The organism is Candidatus Woesearchaeota archaeon (assembly GCA_026394965.1).
In the GTDB taxonomy this organism is placed as follows: domain Archaea; phylum Nanobdellota; class Nanobdellia; order Woesearchaeales; family 0-14-0-80-44-23; genus JAPLZQ01.
The window spans coordinates 1-4879 of sequence record JAPLZQ010000025.1 but is presented as its reverse complement, the minus strand read 5'-3'; the positions used below and the strand labels follow the sequence as shown (position 1 = coordinate 4879).

Below are 4879 nucleotides of genomic sequence, written 5' to 3'. Positions count from 1 at the left end.
AAAGAGGGGCTTGAAGACAATTGTTTCGGACGGCTGCAATATTCCATTGCCTGATTCCAGCTTTGACTTCGCTGTTTCAGTTGCCTCATTCCAGTATGTTTCAAAAAAAAGCAGAAGAAAATTTCTTTCTGAACTAAAGCGCGTTGCAAGATTCGGGGTTGTGCTTTACACTCCTGTTGACTCATCGCTGAAAACAGAGGAAAAACTTCATTCCTTCAGGAATTCAATTCATTACCCTGACCCCTGGCTTGAGATGGAGTTAAAAGCAGGGCTTCCAAATCTTTCAATTATTAAAAGCGAGTTTTTACGCGCAAAAATTTATGGAATCCAGAACAGGGAAGTGTGGTATAAGATTATGGTTCTTGAGAGCATTCCTGTTCTCAACCTTTTTATTCCCGGAATTTTCTATGCCCTTTTTTTGAGGCATTATGACAGGGGAAATCCCATTGCCTATGTTGTTTCATGGAATAAGCAGAGAATCGTTAAAAAATAATTAAATTTATATAGGATATTCCAACCATTTGAATATTAAAACGGGGGGTTAAAATGGCAGACAAGTATTTTGACGGCAAAATCGTTATGGTCACTGGAGGAACTGGCTCTTTCGGGCACAGCATAGTGAAAAAGCTTCTTAAGAAAAATGTCTCAGAGATAAGGATTTTCAGCAGGGATGAGAAGAAGCAGGATGATATGCGCTATGAGTTCTTCGGGGAAAAAAGGATAAGGTATGTGATAGGCGATGTGAGAGACAAGGATTCCCTGAGAAGGGCAATGCGCAATGTGGATATAATTTACCATGCAGCTGCCTTAAAGCAGGTTCCACAGTGCGAGGAAAATGCTTTCCAGGCTTCTCTTACAAACATTGTGGGCGCCCAGAATATTGTTGATGTAGCATTTGAATGTAATGTGGACAAGGTTATAGCAATAAGCACAGACAAGGCAGTTGAGCCTGTAAATGTCATGGGAATGACAAAAGCTGTCCAGGAAAGGATAATGATTTCCGCGAACAAGCATAAAGATGGAAAAAGAACGAAGTTCTGCTGTGTAAGATACGGAAATGTTCTTGCATCAAGGGGCTCTGTAGCGCCTCTCTTCTTCAAGCAGATTGCAGAGGGAAAGCAGATTACAATAACTGATGACAGGATGACAAGGTTCATACTGGTTCTTGACCAGGCGATAGAGCTTGTCTTCAAGGCAACTGAGCTTATGGTTGGCGGTGAAATTTTCATACTTGAACTTCCAAGCCACAAAGTCAAAGACCTTGCAGAGGCGATGATAGAGGAATTCCACTCAAAGAACAGGGAGATAAAAAAGGTGGGCATGAGGCCCGGCGAGAAGATTCATGAAACCCTTATTTCTCCAACTGAATCTCTGCGGACAATAAAAAGAGACGGCTATTACATAATCCTTCCGCAGATAGAGATAAAGGAGATTGAAGAAAAATACCCTCATTATTCAAACAAGGATGTTTTCAGGTTCTCTTCTGACACTGCAAAGCGCCTGACAAAGGAAGAGCTTAAGGCGCTTTTGAGAAAGGATGAGCATTTCTTCAAAGACGATGAAAAAATATAAGCTTTTTATAACAGGCGGAAGCGGGATGCTTGGCTCAGCCCTCTGTTTTGAATTGGGAAAATCATATGAGATTACTGCATCCTACAATTCATTTCCTGTGAGTTTTGCAAATGCAGAATTTGTAAAGATTGAGCTTTCTGATTACCAGGAATCTGAGCGCATAATCTCAGGTGCAAAGCCGGATTTTCTGATTCACGCAGCAGCAATCACAAATGTTGATTTGTGCGAGGAAAATCCCATTCTTGCAGAAAAAATCAATGCAGAGGCAACTGAAAACATCGCTAAAATCTGCCGCGAGCACAGGATAAAAATGGTTTACATCTCAACTGACTACATATTTGACGGGAAAAGGGGAAATTATTCTGAAAAAGACATTCCCTCGCCGATAAATGTTTATGCAAAGACAAAATATGAAGGCGAACTTAATGTGTCAAAAACTCTTGATGATTTTCTGATAATAAGGACATCGCTTTTTGGATGGAACATTGAGAGCAAGAAGAGCTTTGTGGAATAGGTTTTCAATCTCGATTCTTCCCTGATAAAAGAGGTTGACACAGGTGCTCTTGAGAAAGTCATAGGCAAAAGAAAGGCAAACCGCCCAAAAAACGTCTCATTGGATGTTTCAAAGATAGAAAAGGCGCTTTCCCGGAAGATGCATTCTGTAGAGGACTCAATAAAAAGCATGAAGATTATTGAGAAAGAATTTAAAAACTCATTCACCATCAGCAATTGAATAAAATGAGAGTTTCAGGTGCGCAATATGCAGTTTGAGCAAAAGAAGATTGAAAAGAAGGAAGATGAGCGCGGATGGTTCTCTGAAATCCTGAGAGACGATGACCTTTCTGAGAATGACAGGAAGAGATTTGGGCAGTTCGGGATAACTGCTGCAAAGGAAGGGGTTGTAAAAGGCAACCACTACCATAAGAGAAAGCTTGAATGGTACTGCGTGATTAAGGGAAAGGCGCTTATAGTTCTTGAGGACAATGAAACAGGCGAAAGAAAGGAGATAATACTTGATGAGAAGAGCCCTGAGCTCCTTAAGATATTCCCAAACACATCCCACGCAATAAAGAACATTGGAACTGGAATTATGCTCCTTTTGATTTACACAAATGAGCCTTTTAACAAAGAAGACCCTGACACATACAAAAGTGAAATTAAAATTTAGATGGTTGAAATGAGAGAAAAAAAGGTTACCGTATTCTTTGACTTTGAGGCCTGGTGGGAGGCTCCTTACCGGGGCAGGTTTGACATTGAGAGAATAACCCGTCAAATCCTTGAAGTCCTTGACAAAAACAGGATTTCTGCAACATTCAATACCTGCGGTGTTGTTGCAAAGTTCTTCCCTGAACTTGTTGGCGAAGTGCATTCAAGAGGGCATGAGATTTCATGCCACGGGAACAGGCACGAAAACTTTGCGCAGCTTTCCCGTGCTAAAGCAAACTCTGCCCTTGATTCTGCTGAGAATGAAATTAGGAAGGCAACAGGGCACAAGCCAGAAGGGATAAGGTTTCCATGGATGTTTTCAACAGAGCTTTCATACATTGTTGCAAAAGAGCGCGGATACAAATGGGCGAGCAATTACCATGTTCCCCTTCCTGAGGCATTTGGGCGCCCGGATTACCATTCCTCAAGCTATTCTCTTGCGAGGATGCTTTTTTATGTAAAGGAAAAGTTCTCTGAAAAAAAGCCCTTTTTGAAAAACGGGCTTGTTGAAATTCCAGTTCTTTCCTCAAGCGACGGAGAACTTCTTTCCCTTGTAAGCCCTGAGCAGGATTCAGGGAGAGATTTCCTGAATTATTCCCTCCGCACATGGAAAAGGCAGTTCCTGCATTCAGGCGAGTATTTCAACCTGAATTTTCACCCGTGGCTCATCGGCTCTGGAAACAGGATAAAACTGCTTTCAGACATTCTCGCATTCATAAACGAGAAAAAGAGGGATAAAAATGTGGTTTTTGTGAAGGGCATTGAGATTGCTGAGAAATCCCTGAGGCAGGTAAAGGCATGAGCAAGATTTCTAAAAAGAAAAGCCCATTAGTTTCGCTTTCAATTCTTAATTATAACGGAAAGGAGCTCCTTAAGATAATACTTGACTCAATAAAGAGGATAAAATACTCCAATTTTGAGACAATTGTGGTTGACAATGATTCAAAAGACGGCTCAGCAGAATTTCTCAGGAAGAATTATCCCTGGGTTAAGTTAATTAAGAACAGCAGGAACACTGGATACCCGGCACTAAACCTGGCTGTATCAAAAGCAAGGGGGAAATACCTGCTTTACCTGAATAATGATATGGAACTAAAGCCCAACTGCATTGAAGAGCTCATCAAAGTTATTGAAAAAGATGAAAATACTGCAATGGTCTCCCCCAAGCTCATAAATTTCTACAACAGGAAAACTGATTTTTCAGGCACGTGGATTTCGCGCTCCTTTTACGCGGGATATCTGAAAGGCGCAAAAAATAACATCAGGGAAATTCCATATTCAGGATGCGCCCTGATAAGAAAGTCAGCAATAAATAATCTTTCATACCTCTTTGACCCCGATTATTTTCTCTACGGTGAAGATGTTGATTTGGGAATGAGATTAAGGCTTATCGGGCTTAAGGCGCTTTATGTCCCCTCTTCAGTAATCTATCACATGGAAAGGAAAACAACAGCAAAGGTCGCCACTAACTCAAGGCTTGTTTACCTAATGGAAAGGAATCTTCTCACAACATTCTTCAAGTGCCTTTCAAGAGGAAAAATAATGCTTTTCTTTCCCTATGTCTTTTTCATGAGGTTCGTTGCAATTATAAGAGACCTTTTGAAACTTGATTTCAAGTCAGCATTTTCAAGGGTGAAGGCAATATTCTGGATTATTTTCAGAATCCCCACAATTGCAAGGAAAAGGAATTTTGTCCAGAAGAAAAGAAAGGTTTCAGACAGATACCTGCTGTCTGTTTTCAGCGAGAAATCATTTTTCAGGCAGATGTTTCACATCTGATTTTATATCCTTTTTTCCCTTTTCAGGATTGTTATCACTGCATCTGCAAATGCCCTGACATTCTTAGGCTCAACAAGTATTCCTTTCTTGTCAATCACTTCAGGATGCGAGCACAGATTAAATGCAACAACCCTTTTTCCGCACGCCTGCGCTTCTGCAATCGGAAGGTCATACCCTTCCCATAGAGTTGCTGTTGTGTAAATGTCGCATGCAGAATAATACTCTGCCATCTCCTCATCCTTGACAACGCCTGCAAATATCACATTTTTTGAAGAGGATTCCTTCAGTTTTTTTGAATATGAGTCAAATGAGTGCTTTCCCA

General features: G+C 40.9%; 7 protein-coding genes. 6 read left to right on the top strand and 1 reads right to left on the bottom strand.

Features of this window, described 5'->3' with window-relative positions; genetic code table 11:
- The 6 genes from NTV63_01245 to NTV63_01220 all read left to right on the top strand — a co-directional run.
- Window positions 1-493, top strand: a 493-nt coding sequence (locus NTV63_01245; GenBank protein ID MCX6709564.1) for a methyltransferase domain-containing protein, incomplete at its 5' end; no start/stop codon positions are given.
- 53 nt (window positions 494-546) lie between these two features.
- On the top strand, window positions 547-1572 hold the full coding sequence (locus NTV63_01240; protein ID MCX6709563.1) for a polysaccharide biosynthesis protein: 1026 nt from the start codon (window positions 547-549) through the stop codon (window positions 1570-1572).
- Entirely contained in the window at window positions 1538-2086 is a 549-nt protein-coding gene (locus tag NTV63_01235; protein ID MCX6709562.1) for an SDR family oxidoreductase, read from the top strand. Before NTV63_01240 ends, NTV63_01235 begins: the two co-directional genes overlap by 35 nt.
- Before the next feature lie 246 nt (window positions 2087-2332).
- Window positions 2333-2740 carry a WxcM-like domain-containing protein gene (locus NTV63_01230; GenBank protein MCX6709561.1) on the top strand — a complete coding sequence of 136 codons (408 nt, stop codon included), beginning with the start codon at window positions 2333-2335 and terminating at the stop codon, window positions 2738-2740.
- Window positions 2741-3580 (top strand): polysaccharide deacetylase family protein, encoded by an 840-nt coding sequence (locus tag NTV63_01225; protein ID MCX6709560.1) that lies wholly within the window; start codon window positions 2741-2743, stop codon window positions 3578-3580.
- On the top strand, window positions 3577-4557 hold the full coding sequence (locus NTV63_01220) for a glycosyltransferase family 2 protein (protein ID MCX6709559.1): 981 nt from the start codon (window positions 3577-3579) through the stop codon (window positions 4555-4557). The genes NTV63_01225 and NTV63_01220 overlap by 4 nt, the downstream gene beginning before the upstream one ends.
- A gap of 2 nt (window positions 4558-4559) precedes the next feature.
- On the opposite strand, the gene NTV63_01215 is transcribed toward NTV63_01220, so the two are convergent.
- The coding region (locus NTV63_01215; GenBank protein ID MCX6709558.1) for a glycosyltransferase family 4 protein at window positions 4560-4879 on the bottom strand (320 nt) is incomplete at its 5' end.

Coding starts and splice junctions, on each gene's coding strand:
- NTV63_01240 (MCX6709563.1), top strand. CDS start 547: ATGGCAGACAAGTATTTTGACGGCAAAATCGTTATGGTCACTGGAGGA.
- NTV63_01235 (MCX6709562.1), top strand. CDS start 1,538: ATGAGCATTTCTTCAAAGACGATGAAAAAATATAAGCTTTTTATAACA.
- NTV63_01230 (MCX6709561.1), top strand. CDS start 2,333: ATGCAGTTTGAGCAAAAGAAGATTGAAAAGAAGGAAGATGAGCGCGGA.
- NTV63_01225 (MCX6709560.1), top strand. CDS start 2,741: ATGGTTGAAATGAGAGAAAAAAAGGTTACCGTATTCTTTGACTTTGAG.
- NTV63_01220 (MCX6709559.1), top strand. CDS start 3,577: ATGAGCAAGATTTCTAAAAAGAAAAGCCCATTAGTTTCGCTTTCAATT.